The organism is Stenotrophomonas sp. ISL-67, assembly GCF_018612915.1.
In the GTDB taxonomy this organism is placed as follows: Bacteria; Pseudomonadota; Gammaproteobacteria; order Xanthomonadales; family Xanthomonadaceae; genus Stenotrophomonas.
The window spans coordinates 120,086-138,598 of record NZ_JAGGRL010000007.1; the positions used below are offsets into that span (position 1 = coordinate 120,086).

11 protein-coding genes are annotated in these 18,513 nt (G+C 66.2%); 7 read left to right on the forward strand and 4 right to left on the reverse strand.

All coding sequences use genetic code 11. The features are described from left to right. Nucleotides 1–93: 93 nt before the first annotated feature. From J7J08_RS09400 to J7J08_RS09410, 3 genes are all read right to left on the reverse strand, one after another. Nucleotides 94–2,319 (reverse strand): NADP-dependent isocitrate dehydrogenase, encoded by a 2,226-nt coding sequence (locus tag J7J08_RS09400; protein ID WP_214904434.1) that lies wholly within the window; start codon nucleotides 2,317–2,319, stop codon nucleotides 94–96. A gap of 204 nt (nucleotides 2,320–2,523) precedes the next feature. After that, nucleotides 2,524–3,021, reverse strand: a complete 498-nt coding sequence (locus J7J08_RS09405; RefSeq protein ID WP_214904436.1) for a hypothetical protein — start codon at nucleotides 3,019–3,021, stop codon at nucleotides 2,524–2,526. A 46-nt stretch (nucleotides 3,022–3,067) separates the two neighbouring features. Further along, complete coding sequence (locus tag J7J08_RS09410; RefSeq protein ID WP_214904439.1) at nucleotides 3,068–3,364, reverse strand: LysM peptidoglycan-binding domain-containing protein; 297 nt, start codon at nucleotides 3,362–3,364, stop codon at nucleotides 3,068–3,070. Nucleotides 3,365–3,506: 142 nt separating this feature from the next. On the opposite strand from J7J08_RS09410, the gene queF reads away from it, so the two are divergent. Continuing rightward, entirely contained in the window at nucleotides 3,507–4,325 is an 819-nt protein-coding gene (queF, locus tag J7J08_RS09415) for an NADPH-dependent 7-cyano-7-deazaguanine reductase QueF (protein ID WP_214904442.1), read from the forward strand. Between the two features lie 159 nt (nucleotides 4,326–4,484). On the opposite strand, the gene J7J08_RS09420 is transcribed toward queF, so the two are convergent. Next, on the reverse strand, nucleotides 4,485–5,798 hold the full coding sequence (locus J7J08_RS09420) for a M20 family metallopeptidase (RefSeq protein ID WP_214904444.1): 1,314 nt from the start codon (nucleotides 5,796–5,798) through the stop codon (nucleotides 4,485–4,487). Nucleotides 5,799–6,034: 236 nt separating this feature from the next. Between J7J08_RS09420 and J7J08_RS09425 the strand changes: the two genes are divergently transcribed. The 6 genes from J7J08_RS09425 to J7J08_RS09450 all read left to right on the forward strand — a co-directional run bounded on the left by J7J08_RS09425 (nucleotide 6,035) and on the right by J7J08_RS09450 (nucleotide 18,492). Then, entirely contained in the window at nucleotides 6,035–7,279 is a 1,245-nt protein-coding gene (locus tag J7J08_RS09425; RefSeq protein ID WP_214904446.1) for an efflux RND transporter periplasmic adaptor subunit, read from the forward strand. A gap of 86 nt (nucleotides 7,280–7,365) precedes the next feature. Continuing rightward, a complete protein-coding gene (locus J7J08_RS09430; RefSeq protein ID WP_214904448.1) occupies nucleotides 7,366–10,596 on the forward strand; it encodes an efflux RND transporter permease subunit in 3,231 nt (1,076 codons plus the stop codon). After that, nucleotides 10,593–13,715 carry an efflux RND transporter permease subunit gene (locus tag J7J08_RS09435; RefSeq protein WP_214904450.1) on the forward strand — a complete coding sequence of 1,041 codons (3,123 nt, stop codon included), beginning with the start codon at nucleotides 10,593–10,595 and terminating at the stop codon, nucleotides 13,713–13,715. The genes J7J08_RS09430 and J7J08_RS09435 overlap by 4 nt, the downstream gene beginning before the upstream one ends. Nucleotides 13,716–13,873: 158 nt before the next feature. After that, nucleotides 13,874–16,078: a YccS family putative transporter gene (yccS, locus tag J7J08_RS09440; protein ID WP_214904452.1), complete on the forward strand. Its 2,205-nt coding sequence runs from the start codon at nucleotides 13,874–13,876 to the stop codon at nucleotides 16,076–16,078. Between the two features lie 94 nt (nucleotides 16,079–16,172). Then, a complete protein-coding gene (locus tag J7J08_RS09445; protein ID WP_214904454.1) occupies nucleotides 16,173–18,062 on the forward strand; it encodes an MFS transporter in 1,890 nt (629 codons plus the stop codon). A 139-nt stretch (nucleotides 18,063–18,201) separates the two neighbouring features. After that, entirely contained in the window at nucleotides 18,202–18,492 is a 291-nt protein-coding gene (locus tag J7J08_RS09450) for a CD225/dispanin family protein (protein ID WP_251006538.1), read from the forward strand. The last annotated feature ends 21 nt before the right edge of the window (nucleotides 18,493–18,513 follow it).

Sequence of the window (18,513 nt, forward strand, 5' to 3'; positions counted from 1 at the left end):
GCTCCGGTAATCCCCGCTTTTGGCGGCCGCCAAAAAAGAACCCGCGCTACGCGCGGGTTCTTCGGTACAGCGTTGGGACGTGTTGCGGTTCGCTTACAACGCAGCCAACGCCGTGTTGAAGGTGCTGCTCGGGCGCATCGCCTTGCTGGCCTTGGCCACATCCGGGCGGTAGTAGCCGCCGATGTCCACCGGCTTGCCCTGCACGGCGGCCAGCTCAGCGACAATGGCCTGCTCATTGTCCGCCAGCGCCTTGGCCAGTGGGGCGAAGCGGGCCTTCAGTGCGGCATCGTCGTCCTGCGCGGCCAGGGCCTGGGCCCAGTACAGCGCGATGTAGAAGTGGCTGCCACGGTTGTCGATGCCGCCGAGCTTGCGCGAAGGCGACTTGTCGTTGTCCAGGAACTGGCCGTTGGCCTGGTCCAGGGTCTTGGCCAGCACGCTGGCACCGGCGTTGGCGTAGCGGTTGCCAAGGTGCTCCAGCGAGGCGGCCAGGGCCAGGAATTCACCCAGCGAATCCCAGCGCAGGTAATCCTCTTCCACGAACTGCTGCACGTGCTTGGGCGCCGAACCACCGGCACCGGTTTCGAACAGGCCACCGCCGGCCATCAACGGCACGACGGAGAGCATCTTGGCGCTGGTGCCCAGTTCCATGATCGGGAACAGGTCGGTGAGGTAATCGCGCAGCACGTTGCCGGTGACCGAGATGGTGTCCTCACCCTTGCGGATGCGGTCCAGCGAGAACGCGGTGGCGTCCACCGGGGCCAGGATGCGGATATCCAGGCCGTTGGTGTCGTGGTCCTTGAGGTAGGTTTCGACCTTGGCGATCACCTGCGCATCGTGCGCGCGCGAGGCATCCAGCCAGAACACGGCCGGGGTGCTGCTCAGGCGGGCGCGGTTGACCGCCAGCTTGACCCAGTCCTGGATCGGGGCGTCCTTGGTCTGGCACATGCGCCAGATGTCGCCGGTCTGCACGGCGTGTTCGAACACCACGGTGCCGGCGTCGTCGGTGACCCGCACGGTGCCATCAGCCGGAATCTGGAAGGTCTTGTCGTGCGAGCCGTATTCTTCGGCCTTCTGTGCCATCAGGCCGACGTTCGGCACCGAACCCATGGTGGCCGGGTCGAACGCGCCGTGGGCGATGCAATCCTCGATCACGGCCTGGTACACACCTGCGTAGCAACGATCGGGGATGACGGCCTTGGTGTCCTGCAGTTTGCCTTCGGCATTCCACATGCCGCCGGAGTCGCGGATCATCGCCGGCATCGAGGCATCGACAATGACGTCGCTCGGCACGTGCAGGTTGGTGATGCCCTTGTCGGAATTGACCATGGCCAGGCCCGGGCGCTTGCCGTACTCGGCGGCGAGGTCGGCCTTGATGGCTTCCTGGGTGGCTTCAGGCAACTGCGGCAGGCGCGCGTACAGATCGCCGATGCCGTTGTTGGGGTCGAAGCCGGCCTGCTTGAGCACGTCGGCGTGCTTGGCCAGCACGTCCTTGTAGAATTCTTCTACCACCACGCCGAACATGATCGGGTCGGAGACCTTCATCATGGTGGCCTTCAGGTGCAGCGAGAACAGCACGCCCTTGGCCTTGGCATCGGCGATCTGGGCCTGCACGAACGAGGCCAGCGCGTTGCGGCTCATCACGGCGGCATCGACGATTTCGCCAGCCTTGACCGCGGTCTTTTCCTTCAGCACGACGGTCTTGCCATCGGCCTGCCGCAGTTCGATCTTCAGGTTGCCAGCGGCGGCGAGCGTGGCCGACTTTTCGCTGCCGTAGAAATCGCCGCCGTCCATGTGCGAGACGTGCGACCTGGATTCCTTCGACCACTTGCCCATGCGGTGTGGGTGCTTGCGGGCATAGTTCTTGACCGACATCGGGGCGCGGCGGTCGGAGTTGCCTTCGCGCAGCACCGGGTTCACCGCACTGCCCTTGACCTTGTCGTAGCGCGCCTTGATGTCGCGCGAGACGTCGTCGGTGGGCACGTCCGGGTAGTTCGGCAGGGCGAAGCCCTGATCCTGCAGTTCCTTGATCGCAGCCTTGAGCTGCGGCACCGAGGCGCTGATGTTGGGCAGCTTGATGATGTTGGCATCCGGGGTGGTCGCCAGCTGGCCCAGCTCGGCCAGGTGGTCGGCTTCCTTCTGCTCGTCCTTCAGGAAGTCCGGGAACAGGGCCAGGATGCGGGCGGACAGCGAGATGTCGCGGGTTTCGACCGCGATGCCGGCGGTGGCGGTGTACGCCTCGACGATCGGCAGCAGCGACTGGGTCGCCAGGAACGGGGCTTCATCGGTAAGCGTGTAAAGAATCTTGGGCGTGTTCGACATGGGGGACTGAGGCTCTCTTGCGGATCGGAGTGATCGCCGATGGCGATGCCGGATAACCCCCGCATTGTCGCGGTTTCAGACCCGGGGAGCAAAGCCGGGCCATACGCGGCGGTATTGGAACGGTGTGTGCGACTTGAGCAAAAAAAGACGCAGCCTCGCGGCTGCGTCCATCGTGAGCCCGTGCCGGGAGAGAGTCGGCGGGACTTACTTGACCTCGAACTCCTGCGGCGTTCCTGCCGCCTGACCATCTACAGTGACTTCGGCGCGGTACTTGCCCACCGGCCAGCCATTGGCATTTTCGAAAGTGACGTTGGTGGTGTCGGCGCCAGTGGTGTTCAGGGCCTGGGTTTTCTCGCCAGCCACCTGACCATCCTGATAGGTCAACCTGACGCCAGTGTTGACGTTGTTGGCGGTGCCGTCGGTGCGGAAGGAAACGATGATGATGTCCTTCGGCCCGAACAGCGCCACCGGGGCAACCGACTTGTCGGCGGCGGCGGTCTTGCCCACCGTCACGGCGGAAACGCTCACCGGGGCAGCAGCGGTCATCGGCTGCGGCGCGGCTGGTTCTGCCGGCGCCGTCGCAACCGGGGTGGCCGGCTGGGCGTTATTGTCGGCGGTGTCTTCCTTCTTCTTGCAGCCAGCCAAGGCCACGGTGGCCAGCAGGGCGGCAAGTACGGCGGTACTGATGGACGTCTTCTTCATGGAATTCCTCCGTGGGAATCGAAAGTGGACTGCAGGCGGAGCGGGCTTATTCCTTCGGCGGCAATTTCAGCGTCTGGCCGGGGAAAATCTTGTCGGGATCCTTCAGCACGTCGCTGTTGGCCTCGAAAATCTTCTTCCAGGCGTTGGCATCGCCCAGCTCGTTCTTGGCGATCTTCGACAACGAATCACCCGCCTTTACGGTGTAGGTGCTACCCCCCACCTTTTCGGCAGTGGTATCTACCGAAGCGGTTACGCCGGAGAAATCAGCCTTTTCCACCTTCTGCGCGGTGGTATCCACGCTGGAGGTGACACCGGAAAAATCGGCTTTCTTGTCGGTACTCATCCACACACTCCCGTCTTGAATAGGACGACCTGGATGGCAAGGTGTCACAGGCCTTGTTAATGGGGCATGGCGCAGGCGTGAAGGCGTCGGGAGGTTTTCTGAACAGGCGGCCGGGAGCCTTGGGCCACGGTAAAATGGCGGCATGAATACCCCCCAGGACTCCAGCCTCGGTCGCGAGGTTGCTTACCCCTCCCAGTACGACCCCACCCTGCTGTTCCCGATCCCCCGCCGCGCCGCGCGCGAGGAGATCGGGGTGGACGAGGCCAATCTACCGTTCGTCGGCCATGACCGCTGGCATGCCTATGAGCTGAGCTGGCTGGACCAGCGCGGCAAGCCGCGCGTGGCGGTGGCCACGATCAGCGTTCCGTGTACTTCACCTAGCCTGATCGAATCCAAGTCGTTCAAGCTCTACCTCAACTCGCTCAACAGCACCCGCTTCGATGATGACGAGCAGGCGCGCCAGCGTATGGCCGGCGATCTGTCGGCCTGTGCCGGGGCGGTAGTGAACGTGGTGTTCGGGGTACCGTTGCTGGTGGAAACGGCTGAAGGCGAATCGCTGGATGGGCTGGACCTGGCGATTGAGTGCTACGGCCCGCCTGCCCCGGAGTACCTGTCGGCCAACCCCGGCCAGGTAGTGACCGAGACGCTGAGCTCGGCCCTGCTCAAGTCCAACTGCCCGGTCACCGGCCAGCCGGACTGGGCCAGCGTGAGTGTGCGCTACCGGGGCCCGCGTATCGACCGCGAAGGGCTGCTGCGGTACCTGATCAGCTACCGCGAGCACGCCGAGTTCCATGAGCAGTGCGTGGAACGCATCTTCAACGAGGTCACCCTGCGCTGCCAGCCGGAGTGGCTGGAAGTAGAAGCGCGCTACACCCGTCGCGGCGGATTGGACATCAACCCGTGGCGGGCCAGCGCCGGGATCGAGCAGCCGGCGCGGACGGTGCGGGATCTGCGGCAGTAGCCGGCACGTCGGTAGCGCCGAAGAGAACGGCAGGAGCTGTTCTCAACGTCGCGAAGCGACGGCCCGAAGGGTGCCCGCCAGGACGGCGGGCATAACGTTGGCCGGCCCCCGCGCACCTTCAACGTTCGTGACGGCCGGCCAACGGCCGGCGCTACCGGATCAGGATGCCGGCGCATTGAGATAATCCAGGCTTACCTGCAGCAAGGCGCGCAGGCCCACATCCAGCGCCTTCTCATCCAGCAGGAACTTCGGCGAGTGGTTGGCTGGCGCCCTGGCCGGGTCGATGCCTTCGCTGGTGGAGCCGACGAAGAAGAACATGCCCGGCACCTGCTGGGCATACAGCGAGAAGTCTTCGGCGCCCATCTGCAGCGGCGGCTCGTATACGTTGGCCTCGCCAACCACGGCCTGCAGGCTCGGCAGCATGCGCGCGGTCAGCGCCGGGTCGTTGACCGTGGCGGGGTTGCCTTCGGCCTCGTAGATCTCGGTCTGCGCCTTGGCACCATGCGCGGCAGCGGTGTGTTCGGCCACGTTGCGCAGGTCGGCGAAGATCTGCTGGCGCATGCCTTCGTCGAAGGTACGGATGGTGCCCACCATCTCCACTTCGTCGGGAATGATGTTGTAGCGGATGCCGCCCTTGATGGCGCCGAAGGAGACCACCGCCGGCTGCTTGGAGATGTTGGAGCGACGGCTGACGATGGTCTGCGCGGTGCCCACCAGGTCGGCGGTGGCGACGATCGGGTCGACTCCGTTCCACGGCGCCGAGCCGTGGGTCTGGCGGCCGATCACCTTGATCCCGAAGCGGTCCGAGGCGGCCATCAGCGGGCCACCGCGGACCGCGATCTGCCCGGCCTGGACGCTGGAGAAAACGTGCAGGCCGAACACCGCATCGGGCTTGAAGTCGGCGAACAGGCCTTCCTTTAGCATCAGCGCTGCACCACCCTCATCCGGCGGCGGCGCGCCTTCTTCGGAGGGCTGGAAGATCAGCATCACTTCGCCGGGCAGGTTCTCGCGCATCTTCACCAACGCGTCGGCCACACCGAGCAGGGTGGCGGTGTGGGCGTCATGGCCACAGGCGTGCATCACGCCCACCGGCTCGCCGCGATAGGTACTGGTGGCCTTCGAGGCGAACGGCAGACCGGTCTGCTCGGTCACCGGCAGCGCGTCCATGTCCGCGCGCAGGGCGATGCGCGGGCCGGGCTTGCCGCCCTTGATGATGGCCACCACGCCGTGGTGGGCGATACCGGTTTTTGGCTTCAGACCCATCGCGCGCAGCTGTTCGGCGACCTTGGCCGAGGTGCGTTCTTCGCGGTTGGACAGCTCCGGGTGCTGGTGGAAGTCGCGGCGCCACTGCACCACCTGGGCCTGCAGGCGGGCGGCGGCGGCGGTGACTTCCGGGCGTTCGGTGGGGGCGGCGGTGGCCAGCGCCGGGGAGGCCAGCAACAGGGCGGACAGCAGCAGCGTGAGACGGGGCATTCGGGTCTCCAACGGGTGTTCGGGGTGGTTTGAACCTGAATGTAGGGCATCAGGGTGGCTTCGGAAAGCCAACCGTTGGTTGGCTTCTACCGAAATGCCCCAGAGGCTGGGAACCTCGTCCGCCACCGCCGGTCTGACCGCCCGTCCCATCCGTCATGCATTCATGGTCACGCCTGCCGGGTATCCTTCGTACCTGCCAACCGGGCCCCGCCCTTCGCCAGCCTCAGGAGTTTTGAATGTCGCGTTTCTGGAAGATCGTGCTGCTGGTGATCGCAGTACTGGTGGTGGGGCTGGTGGGCATGCGCATGCTTGGCGGTGGCAAGGGCAACGATGACAAGGCAGGTCCGCAGGCCGAGGCCGGCAAGGACGGCGAACGCACCAATGACCCGGTGCCGGTGACCGTGATCGATGCGGCGCGCCAGGACGTGCCGGTCTACGCCAGCGCACTGGGCACGGTGAGCGCGATGAACACCGTGACCGTGAGCCCGCAGGTAGGCGGCCAGCTGATCAGCCTGAACTTCAAGGAAGGCCAGGAAGTGAAGCAGGGCGACCTGCTTGCGCAGATCGATCCGCGCACGCTGCAGGCCAGCTATGACGAGGCGGCCGCCGCCAAGAAGCAGAACCAGGCCCAGCTGGCCACGGCGCGCTCGAACTACCAGCGCTCCAACTCGCCCGAGTACCGCCAGTACGTGGCCAAGACCGATCTGGATACCCAGCGCAACCAGGTGGCCCAGTACGAAAGCGCGGTGGCAGCCAATGAGGCCAGCATGCGTGCGGCCCAGGTGCAGCTGCAGTACACCCGCGTGACCGCGCCCATTTCCGGCATTGCCGGTATCCGCGCGGTGGACGCCGGCAACGTGGTCAGCGCCGGGACCGCGCTGGTCACCCTGACCCGGATCCACCCCATCCACGTGGTGTTCAACCTGCCCGAGCGCCAGCTGCCGGACGTGCGCCAGGCGCAGCAGGCCGGCCCGGTGACGATCGCCGCGCTGGACCGCAATGACGCGCACGTGCTCACCGATGGCGGCAAGCTCGACGTGGTGGACAACCAGATCAGCAGCGACAGCGGCACCTTCCGCGCCCGCGCCCTGTTCGACAACGCCGACAACACCCTGTGGCCGGGCCAGTTCGTCAACGTGCGCATGCAACTGCGCATCATCGCCGGCGGCGTGGTCATCCCGACCCAGGCAGTGATGCGTGGCCCGGATGGCGAGTATGTGTACATCGTCAAGCCGGACAATACGGTGGCCATGCAGACCGTGAAGAGCGGTGTGGAAGTAGGCGACAGCCATGTGCAGATCACCGAAGGCCTGAAGGGCGGCGAGCGGGTGGTGAGCGAAGGCCAGTTCCGGCTCAAGCCGGGCAGCAAGGTCACCGCGCTGAAGCCGGGCGAAACCCCGGCCGCGCCGACCGAAGCCGAACTCAAGGCCGCTGCGCAGAAGCAGGGTCCTGGTGGTCGCCGTGGCGGCGGCCCGCGCTGAGCGCGCACGCCGCATCCGCAACGCCGGCCCGGTGGCCGGTGTTGGTTTTCCGCATCGCCGTTTGACGTAACAGCAAGGATCCGCCCGTGGGCTTTTCGACGATTTTCATCCGCCGCCCCATCGCCACCTCGCTGTTGATGGCAGGCCTGCTGCTGCTCGGCATCCTCGGCTACCGCCAGCTGCCGGTGTCGGCGCTGCCGGAAATCGATGCACCCAGCCTGGTGGTCACTACCCAGTACCCGGGCGCAAACGCCACCACCATGGCCTCGCTGGTGACCACGCCGCTGGAACGCCAGTTCGGGCAGATCTCCGGGCTGGAGTTGATGACCTCCGATTCGTCGGCGGGCCTGTCCACGATCATCCTGCAGTTCGCGATGGACCGCGATATCGACATCGCCGCGCAGGATGTGCAGGCCGCGATCCGCCAGGCCACCCTGCCCTCGTCGCTGCCCTACCAGCCGGTCTACAACCGGGTGAACCCGGCCGACGCGGCGATCATCACGCTCAAGCTCACCTCGGACACGCGCCCGCTGCGCGATGTGAACAACTACGCCGACTCGATCCTGGCCCAGCGGCTGTCGCAGGTGCAGGGCGTGGGCCTGGTTTCGATTGCTGGCAACGTGCGCCCGGCCGTGCGCATCCAGGTCAACCCGGCGCAGCTGTCCAACATGGGCCTGACCCTGGAAGACCTGCGCAGCGCCCTGACCCAGGCCAACGTCAACGCGCCCAAGGGCTCGCTCAACGGCAAGACCCAGTCCTACAGCATCGGCACCAACGACCAGCTGACCAGCGCGGCCGAGTACCGCGAGACGATCATCAGCTACAAGAACGGCGCGCCGGTACGGCTGTCGGACGTGGCCGAGGTGATCGACGGGGTCGAGAACGACCAGCTGGCCGCCTGGGCCGATGGCAAGCCGGCGGTGCTGCTGGAAATCCGCCGCCAGCCCGGTGCCAACATCGTGCAGACGGTGGAGCGCATCCGCGCGTTGATGCCGCAGCTGCAGAACGTGCTGCCGGCCGACGTGCACCTGGAAGTATTTTCCGACCGCACCGAGACCATCCGCGCTTCGGTGCATGAGGTGCAGTTCACCCTGATCCTCACCATCGGCCTGGTGGTGGCGGTGATCTTCGTGTTCCTGCGCCGCCTGTGGGCCACGATCATTCCCTCGGTGGCAGTGCCGCTGTCGCTGGCCGGCACCTTCGGGGTGATGGCGTTTGCCGGCATGTCGCTGGACAACCTGTCGCTGATGGCGCTGGTGGTGGCTACCGGCTTCGTGGTCGACGATGCGATCGTGATGATCGAGAACATCGTGCGCTACATCGAACAGGGCAAGAGTGGGCCGGAAGCGGCCGAGATCGGCGCCCACCAGATCGGCTTCACCGTGCTGTCGCTGACCGTGTCGCTGGTGGCGGTGTTCCTGCCGCTGCTGCTGATGCCGGGCGTCACTGGCCGGCTGTTCCATGAGTTCGCGTGGGTGCTGAGCATCGCGGTGGTGCTGTCGATGCTGATCTCGCTGACGCTCACCCCGATGATGTGCGCCTACCTGCTCAAGCCCGACGCGCTGCCCGAAGGCGAGGATGCGCACGAGCGCGCCCACGCCGCCGGTAAACAGACCGTGTGGAGCCGCACCGTGGGCCTGTACGAGCGCAGCCTGGACTGGGTGCTGGAGCACCAGCGCATGACCCTGGCCGTGGCCGCCGGCGCGCTGGTGCTGACCGTGGTGCTGTACATCGTGATCCCCAAGGGCCTGCTGCCCGAGCAGGACACCGGGCTGATCACCGGCGTGGTCCAGGCCGACCAGAACATCGCCTTCCCGCAGATGGAACAGCGCACCCTGGCCGTCGCCCAGGCACTGCTCAAGGACCCGGCCGTCACCGGCGTGTCGGCCTTCATCGGCGCAGGCAGCATGAATCCCACCCTCAACCAGGGCCAGCTGTCGATCGTGCTGAAGGAGCGTGGCGACCGCGACGGGCTGGATGAGATCCTGCCGCGCCTGCAACAGGCCGTGGCCGGCATTCCCGGCGTGGCGCTGTACCTCAAGCCGGTGCAGGACGTGACCCTGGATACCCGCGTGGCCGCCACCGAGTACCAGTACTCGCTGTCGGACGTGGACGGCGCACAGGTCGCGCTGCAGGCCACCCGGCTCACCGAGGCGCTGCGCCAGCGCCCTGAGCTGGCCGACGTGGACAACAACCTGTCCAACCAGGGGCGGGCGCTGGAGTTGACCATCGACCGCGACAAGGCCAGCGTACTGGGCGTGCCGATGCAGACCATCGACGACACCCTGTACGACGCCTTCGGCCAACGCCAGATCTCCACCATCTTCACCGAGCTCAACCAGTACCGCGTGGTACTGGAAGTGGCACCGGAGTTCCGTACCAGCACCGCGCTGATGAACCAGCTGGCGGTGGCCTCCAACGGCGCCGGCGCGCTGACCGGCAGCAATGCCACCACCTTCGGCCAGGTCACCTCGTCCAACTCGTCCACCGCTACCGGCATCGGCGCGCAGAACACCGGCATTCCGGTGGGCGCGGGCAACATCATCCCGCTTGCCGCGCTGGCCGAAGGCAAGGTCACCAGCACCCCGTTGGTGGTGAGCCACCAGCAGCAGCTGCCGGCGGTGACGGTGTCATTCAACATCGCGCCAGGCTATTCGCTGTCCGACGCGGTCAAGGCCATTGAAGAAACCAAGGCCAGCCTGGACATGCCACAGCAGGTGCACGCGCAGTTCATCGGCAAGGCCGCCGAATTCACCGGCAGCCAGACCGACGTGGTGTGGCTGCTGCTGGCCTCGCTGGTGGTGATCTACATCGTGCTGGGCGTGCTGTACGAGAGCTACATCCACCCCATTACGATCATCTCCACCCTGCCCCCGGCCGGCGTGGGCGCGCTGCTGGCGTTGATGGTGTGCGGGCTGAGCCTGTCGGTGGACGGCATCGTCGGCATCGTGCTGCTGATCGGCATCGTCAAGAAGAACGGCATCATGATGGTGGACTTCGCCATCGAGGCACGCCGTGCCGGTGCCAACGCGCATGAGGCGATCCGCCGCGCCTGCCTGCTGCGCTTCCGCCCGATCATGATGACCACCGCCGCGGCCATGTTGGGCGCGTTGCCGCTGGCGCTGGGCACCGGCATCGGTTCGGAGCTGCGCCGTCCGCTGGGCATCGCCATCGTGGGCGGCCTGCTGATTTCGCAGCTGGTCACGCTGTACACCACGCCGGTGATCTACCTGTACATGGAGCGCTATTCCGAATGGCTGCGCGAGCGCCGCGAACAGCGCGCGCTGCGCAACGCAGCTGCGCAGGACCGCGCGTGAACATCTCCGGTCCGTTCATCCGCCGCCCGATCGGCACTGCGCTGCTGGCCATCGGCCTGTTCGTGGTCGGGTTGATGTGCTACCTGAAGCTGGGCGTGTCGGCGCTGCCGAACATCCAGATTCCGGTGATCTTCGTGCATGCCAGCCAGTCCGGCGCGGACGCCACCACCATGGCGTCCACGGTCACCGCCCCGCTGGAGCGCCACCTGGGCCAGCTGCCCGGCGTGGACCAGATGCGTTCGTCCAGCTCCGAAGGCAGCTCGCTGGTGTTCATGATCTTCCAGAGCGGCGTCGACATCGATTCGGCCGCGCTGGACGTGCAGACCGCGATCAATTCCGCGCAGGCCGACCTGCCCTCCGGGCTGGGGTCGCCCATGTTCCAGAAGGCCAACCCGAACGACGATCCGGTCATCGCCATCGCGCTGACCTCGCAGACGCAGTCGGCCGACGAGCTGTACAACGTGGCCGATTCGCTGCTGGCCCAGCGCATCCGCCAGATCAGCGGGGTGTCGTCGGTGGATATCGCGGGCGCCTCCACCCCGGCGGTGCGCGTGGACGTCAACCTGCGCCTGCTCAATGCACTGAACCTCACCCCGGATGACCTGCGCAATGCGGTGCGTGCGGCCAACGTGACCTCGCCCACCGGCTTCCTCACCGACGGCAATACCACCACTGCGATCATCGCCAACGATTCGGTGGCGCGCGCGGCCGACTTCGCCAACCTGGTGATCAAGACCCAGGACGACGGCCGGGTGATCCGCCTCAAGGACGTGGCCAACGTCTACGACGGCCAGCAGGATGCCTACCAGGCCGCGTGGTTCGACCACAAGCCGGCAGTGGTGATGTACGTGTTCACCCGCGCCGGTGCCAACATCGTGGAGACCGTGGACCGGGTCAAGGCGCAGATCCCGATGCTGCGCGACTACCTGCAGCCCGGCACCACGCTCACCCCGTATTTCGACCGCACCCCGACCATCCGCTCGTCGCTGCATGAAGTGCAGATCACCCTGCTGATCAGCCTGGCGATGGTGATCCTGACCATGGCGCTGTTCCTGCGCCGGCTGGCGCCCACGTTGATCGCGGCGATCACCGTGCCGTTGTCGCTGGCCGGTGCGGCCCTGGTGATGTACGTGTTCGGCTTCACGCTGAACAACCTGAGCCTGCTGGCGCTGGTGATCGCAATCGGCTTCGTGGTGGACGATGCGATCGTGGTGATCGAGAACATCATGCGCCACCTCGACGAAGGCATGCCGCGCATGCAGGCGGCGTTGACCGGCGCGCGCGAGATCGGCTTCACCATCGTCTCCATCACCGCCTCGCTGGTGGCGGTATTCATTCCGCTGCTGTTCGCCAGCGGCATGGTGGGCGCGTTCTTCCGCGAATTCACGGTGACCCTGGTCGCGGCCATCGTGGTATCGATGATCGTCTCGCTCACGCTCACGCCGGCGCTGTGCAGCCGCTTCCTGAGCGCGCACACCGAACCGGAGAAGCCCTCGCGGATCGGCCGGTTCCTGGATGCCAGCCACGACCGCATGCTGCGGGTGTACACGGTGTGCCTGGACTTTTCGCTGCGCCACGCGCTGCTGCTGTCATTGACCCCGCTCCTGCTGATCGTGGCAACGGTGATGCTGGCCGGCGCGGTCAAGAAGGGCTCGTTCCCGCCGCAGGACACCGGCCTGATCTGGGGCCGCGCCAACTCCAGCGCCACGGTCTCCTTCGAGGACATGGTCAACCGCCAGCGCCGCATCACCGACATGCTGATGGCCGACCCGGCGGTGAAGACGGTGGGCGTGCGGCTGGGAAGCGGCCGCCAGGGTTCGAGCGCGCAGTTCAACATCGAGTTGAAGACCCGCAAGGAAGGCCGCCGCGAAACCACTGCACAGGCACTGGCGCGGTTGAGCGCCAAGGCCGACCGCTACCCGGACCTGGAGCTGCGCCTGCGCGCGATCCAGGACCTGCCCAGCGATGGCGGTGGCGGCAACAGCCAGGGTGCGCAGTACCGCGTGTCGCTGCAGGGCAATGATCTTGCCCAGCTGCAGGAATGGCTGCCCAAGGTGCAGGCCGCGTTGAAGAAGAACCCGATGCTGCGCGACGTGGGCACCGACGTGGATACCGCCGGGCTGCGCCAGAACATCGAGATCGACCGGGCCAAGGCCGCACGCCTGGGTGTATCGGTCGGTGCGATCGATGGCGCCCTGTACGGCGCGTTCGGCCAGCGCCAGATTTCGACCATCTATTCGGACATCAACCAGTACAGCGTGGTGGTGAACGCGCTGCCGGAGCAGACCGCCACCCCGCGTGCACTGGATGAGATCCATGTGCGGGCCGGCAACGGCGAGATGATTCCGATCACCGCCGTGGCGCGGCAGGTACCGGGGCTGGCGCCGCCGCAGATCACCCACCAGAACCAATACACCACCATGGACCTGAGCTACAACCTGGCCCCGGGCGTGAGCACGGGCGAAGGCGAGGCGATCATCAAGGCCACGGTGGATGGGCTGCGCCTGCCCGGCGACATCCGCATCAGCGATGGCGGCGGTTTCAACGTGCAGCTCAACCCCAACTCGATGCTGATCCTGGTACTGGCGGCGATCATCACCGTCTACCTGGTGCTGGGCATGCTGTACGAAAGCCTGGTGCACCCGGTGACGATCCTGTCCACGCTGCCGGCGGCGGGCGTGGGCGCGCTGCTGGCGCTGTTCGTGACCAACACCGAGCTGTCGGTGATTTCGATGATCGCACTGGTGTTGTTGATCGGTATCGTCAAGAAGAACGCGATCATGATGATCGACTTCGCGGTGGTAGCCCAGCGCGAGCACGGCAAGAGCCCGCTCGAGGCGGTGCGCGAAGCCAGCATCGTGCGCTTCCGCCCGATCATGATGACCACCATGGTGGCGATCCTGGCGGCCGTCCCGCTGGCGATCGGCCTGGGCGAGGGCTCCGAACTGCGCCGTCCACTGGGTATCGCGATGATTGGTGGACTGCTGTTCTCGCAGAGCCTGACCCTGCTCAGCACACCGGCGCTGTATGTGATCTTCTCTTGCCTGCAGCAGCGCTGGCAGGGATGGCGTGCACGCCGGCGCGAGCGTGCGTTGTTGAAACGTGCGGCCCGCGCATAGCGCGGCACGGCCAGCGATCAGGCGCTACCCCGTCTGGTTGGCAGCTTGTGCGGGCATCGTGAGGGCCGGCCAACGGCCGGCGCTACCGCTTGTGGGGCTTCAATGCAGGTTTCACTGTAATACCGCAATAATGGGGCGATCCCGTACCCCGAGTCCGCATGTCCGCCCGAGAATCCCGTCTGAGCCGCCTATGGGCGCATGAGAAGGCCAGCTATGGGCTGCGGGTGTTCATCGCGTTGTCCGTGGCCATGGGCGTGTGCTGGCAGCTGGACCAGCTGCCAGCATTGCCGGGCGTATTCCTGGGCATCATCGCCAGCGCCATTGCCGAAACCGACGACAACTGGTGGGGCCGCACCAAGTCGGTTGCGCTGTCGCTGCTCTGTTTCGTCGTAGCCGCAGCCGCCGTCGTCGAACTGTTCGCCTGGCCCTGGGTGTTCATCGCGGCCCTTGCCCTTTCCACCTTCGGCCTGACCCTGCTTGGCGCACTGGGCGAACGCTACGCGTCCATCGCACAGGCCACCGTCACCCTGGCCATCTACACCATGATCGGCCTGGAACAACATGGCGCTGCCGACCGCGCGCAGGCCCTCCATGCCGTCAGCCACCTGCTGGCCGGTGCGCTCTGGTACGGCCTGCTTTCCATCCTGTGGACCGCCCTGTTCGCCAACCGGCCCGTGCGCGAACGACTCGCACGCCTTTACCTCGAACTGGGCCGCTACCTGCAGCTCAAGGCCGACCTGTTCGAACCCGTGCGCGATGCCGACGTGCAGAAGCGCCAGCTGGCCCTCGCCGAACAGAACCGCCGCGTCGTCGAAGCCCTCAACATCGCCAAGACCGCCATCCTGGCCCGGTTTGGCCGCTCCGGCCGCCCCGGCGTGCAATCCGGCCTATACCTGCGCCTGTACTACATGGCCCAGGACTTCCACGAACGCGCCAGCTCCTCGCACTACCCCTATGGCGCGCTTACCGAGGCTTTCTTCCACAGCGACGTGCTCTACCGCTGCCAGCGCCTGCTTGCCCTGCAGGGCGAAGCCTGCGCCAACCTGGGCACCGCCATCCGCCTGCGCCGCCCCTTCGACTACGGCGAACGCACCCGCCAGGCTACCGCCGACCTGACCGACTCGCTCACCTGGCTGCGCGCCCAGCACAACCCCCAGTGGCAGCGCCTGCTCTCCTCGCTGGAACTGCTCGGCCACAACCTGCAGAGCATCGAACGCCGCCTCTCCGAAGCAGCCCAGTCCGAATCCACCCTGGACAACGTCGATACCCGCCTGCGCGACACCAACCCGCACACCCTGCGCGAGATGGGCGTGCGCATCCGCCAGCAGCTCACCCCCGGCTCCCTGCTGTTCCGGCACGGCCTGCGCATGGCGTTGGCGCTGATCGTGGGCTTCGCTGCCATCCGCCTGTTCAACGCCCAGAACGGCTCCTGGGTGCTGCTCACCATTGTGTTCGTGTGCCGCCCCAACTTCGGCGCCACCCGCCAACGGCTGGCCCAGCGCATCGCCGGCACCCTGATCGGGCTGGTGCTCACCTGGGCCCTGATGCAGCTGTTCCAGGACCTGCGCATCGAACTGCTGATCGCCCTGCTCTCGGCCCTGCTGTTCTTCTTCACCCGCAGCGACCGCTACCTGGTCGCCTCCGCCGCCATCACCGTGATGGCGTTGACCTGCTTCAACCTGATCGGCGATGGCTTCCTGCTGATCTGGCCGCGCCTGGTCGACACCCTGCTCGGCTGCGCCATCGCGGCCGCTGCCGCGTTCCTGATCCTGCCCGACTGGCAGGGCCGGCGCCTGGACCTGGTCATGGCGCGCGTGCTCGAGCGCTGCGCTGGCTACCTGCAGGCGGTGCTGGGCCAGTACGGCAGCGGCATGCAGGACGACCTTGCCTACCGCATCGCCCGCCGCGACATGCACAACGCGGATGTGGCCCTGTCCACCGCGCTGTCCAACATGCTGCGTGAGCCCGGCCACGTGCGCGGCAACCTGGATGCCGGTTTCCGCTTCCTGGCGCTGTCCAACACCCTGCTGGGCCATCTTTCCGCACTCGGCGCCCATCGTGCGCAGCTGGACAGCTACGCCCAGGACCCGTTGGCCCGCTCCAGCGGCGAGCGCGTGCAGCAGGCCATGCAGCAGATCGCCGGCGCGCTGGCACGGCGCGAACCGGTCGACGAAGCCGCCAACGAGGGCGACCGTGCGCTGGCCGAACAGCTGGAGCAACTGAATGATGAGATGCCGCCCAAACTGCAGCTGATCCGCACCCAGATCGGCCTGATGCTGCGCCTGCTGCCAAAACTGCGTGCGGCGGCGAACGAAGTCAGCGGGGCAGAGCCGCGCCAGGTTGCATCTGACGTGAAGGGGTGAAGAACGCGTCGCCACGCGCCCGGGCATTGCGTGGCCGTTGAGCGCCAGGCTCTGCCCGGCTGCATGCTAGTCTGCCGGCTCGCAAGGAGATTCCATGTCCGGCCACAGTCAGTTCGCCCTGCTCAAGCAGCGCCGCTTCCTGCCTTTTTTCATCGTGCAGTCGCTGGGGGCGTTCAACGACAACGTGTACCGCCAGGCCATCATCGGCCTGCTGTTCTACCTCGGCGTCAGCCAGGCCGAGCAGTCGCTGTACACCACGCTGGCACCGGCCATCTTCATCCTGCCCTACTTCCTGTTCTCCGCCCTGGCCGGGCAGATCGCCGAGAAGCTGGAGAAATCGCGCCTGATCGTGATCACCACCACGATGGAAATCGCGATCATGACGCTGGCCGCGGCCGGCTTCCTCACCCAGAGCATGCCGGTGCTGCTCATCGCGCTGTTCTGCACGGGCCTGCAGTCCACGTTGTTCGGCCCGGTGAAGTATTCGGTGCTGCCGTCGGTGCTCAAGCCCGAAGAGCTCACCGGCGGCAACGGCTTGGTGGAAATGGGCACCTCCATGTCGATCCTGACCGGCATGATCAGCGGTGGCGCCATCTTCATCCTGGCCGGCAGCTTCGGTCCGGTGGTAGCCGGCACCGCCGTGATCGCCCTGGCCATCGTCGGCAACATCACCGCGCGCATGATCCCCAAGGTCGATGCCGGCGCACCCGACCTCAAGATCAACTGGAACCCCATTCCCGAGTCGTTGGCGGTGCTGCGCCTGGCCAAAAAGCAGAAGGCGGTGGCCAACGCCATCCTGGGCGTGTCGTGGTTCTGGTTCGTCGGCACCATGCTCACCTCGCAGCTGCCCACCTACGCGGTGGTCAACCTCGGCGGCAAACCGACGCTGTACATCTTCGCGCTGGCGCTGTTCTCGGTGGGTACCGGGGTGGGCTCGCTGCTGTGCGAAAAGCTGTCAGGCCGTACCGTTGAAATCGGCCTGGTGCCGCTGGGCGCGTTCGGCATGACCGCTTTCATGCTGGACCTGTACTTCGCGCGCGCCGGCACCGCCACCACCGCCGGTTTGAGCGTGGCCGCGTTCGTGGCGGCGCCGGGCAGCGTGCGCATCATCATCGACCTGGTCGGCATCGGCCTGTTCACCGGCTTCTTCGTGGTACCGCTGTTCGCGCTGATCCAGAGCCGCACGCCGAAATCGGAAATGTCGCGCGTGTTCGCCGCACTCAACATCCAGAACTCCGGCTTCATCGTCGCTGCGGCGATGATCGCGCTGGCCACGCAGAAGTTCCTGCACTGGACCATCCCACAGCTGTTCCTGGCGCTGGCGATCGCCAATGCAGTGGTGGCGATCTACATCTTCACCATCGTCCCCGAATTCCTGATGCGCTTCCTCAGCTGGGTGATGGTGCGCTTCCTGTACCGCCTGCGCCCGCACGGCATCGAAGCCAACGTGCCCGACGAAGGCGCCGCGCTGATCGTGTGCAACCACGTCAGCTACATGGACGCACTGATCCTGTCGGCGACAATCCCGCGCCCGGTGCGTTTCGTCATGTATTACAAGATCTTCAACATCCCGGTGATGCGCTGGATCTTCCGCACCGCCAGGGCCATTCCCATTGCTGGCGCGCGCGAAAACCCCGCGCTGATGCAGGCCGCCTTCGATGAGGTGGACGCGGCCCTGGCCGACGGGGAGCTGGTCTGCATCTTCCCCGAAGGTGCGCTGACCCGCGATGGCGAGATGGCCACATTCAAATCCGGCGTGGAAAAGATTCTCGAACGCCGGCCGGTGCCGGTGGTGCCGATGGCACTGCGCGGCATGTGGGCCAGCATGTGGAGCCGGCGAGATACCCGGCTGGGGCGCATGCGCGTGCCGCGCCGTCTGCGCGCCCACGTCGAGGTGTTCGCCGGCCCGCCGTTCGATGGCGCTACGGCCACCGCCGAGGGACTGGAAGCGCAGGTCCGCACGCTGCGCGGCGATCAAGGCTAGAAGCCGCATGCAAAAAAATCCCGTGCGGCGGTCATGTAAACGCATACATCGCCGGGAACATCGGGTAGATTACCGCCCATAGGGGGTGTCACTTGGCGTTGGGAGATGCCAAGAGACAGCCAATGGAATGGAGTCGTACTTGAATCATCTGCCGCCACCCGCCCCACCGGGCGTTGTCGTCCCCAACCATCTGGTCTGGGCGATCCTGACAACATTGTTCTGCTGCCTGCCGTTGGGCGTGGTGTCGATCGTGTATGCGGCCCAGGTCGATGGCCGCCGCGCGGCCGGCGACCTGGCCGGTGCGTATGACGCATCGCGCAAGGCGGGCGGATGGGCGCTGGCATCGGCACTCGCCATGCCCGTACTGCTGCTGTTGTGGCTTGGCCTGTTTGGCGGCATGGCCGCGCTGGGCGCTCTTTCCGACCTGTGAAACACCCTTCGTTCAACTCAC

What these genes read in the sequence shown, in the direction of transcription:
- J7J08_RS09405 (WP_214904436.1), bottom strand. Translation starts at nt 3,021, where the DNA reads ATGAAGAAGACGTCCATCAGTACCGCCGTACTTGCCGCCCTGCTGGCC.
- queF (WP_214904442.1), top strand. Translation starts at nt 3,507, where the DNA reads ATGAATACCCCCCAGGACTCCAGCCTCGGTCGCGAGGTTGCTTACCCC.
- J7J08_RS09400 (WP_214904434.1), bottom strand. Translation starts at nt 2,319, where the DNA reads ATGTCGAACACGCCCAAGATTCTTTACACGCTTACCGATGAAGCCCCG.
- yccS (WP_214904452.1), top strand. Translation starts at nt 13,874, where the DNA reads ATGTCCGCCCGAGAATCCCGTCTGAGCCGCCTATGGGCGCATGAGAAG.
- J7J08_RS09445 (WP_214904454.1), top strand. Translation starts at nt 16,173, where the DNA reads ATGTCCGGCCACAGTCAGTTCGCCCTGCTCAAGCAGCGCCGCTTCCTG.
- J7J08_RS09410 (WP_214904439.1), bottom strand. Translation starts at nt 3,364, where the DNA reads ATGAGTACCGACAAGAAAGCCGATTTTTCCGGTGTCACCTCCAGCGTG.
- J7J08_RS09425 (WP_214904446.1), top strand. Translation starts at nt 6,035, where the DNA reads ATGTCGCGTTTCTGGAAGATCGTGCTGCTGGTGATCGCAGTACTGGTG.
- J7J08_RS09420 (WP_214904444.1), bottom strand. Translation starts at nt 5,798, where the DNA reads ATGCCCCGTCTCACGCTGCTGCTGTCCGCCCTGTTGCTGGCCTCCCCG.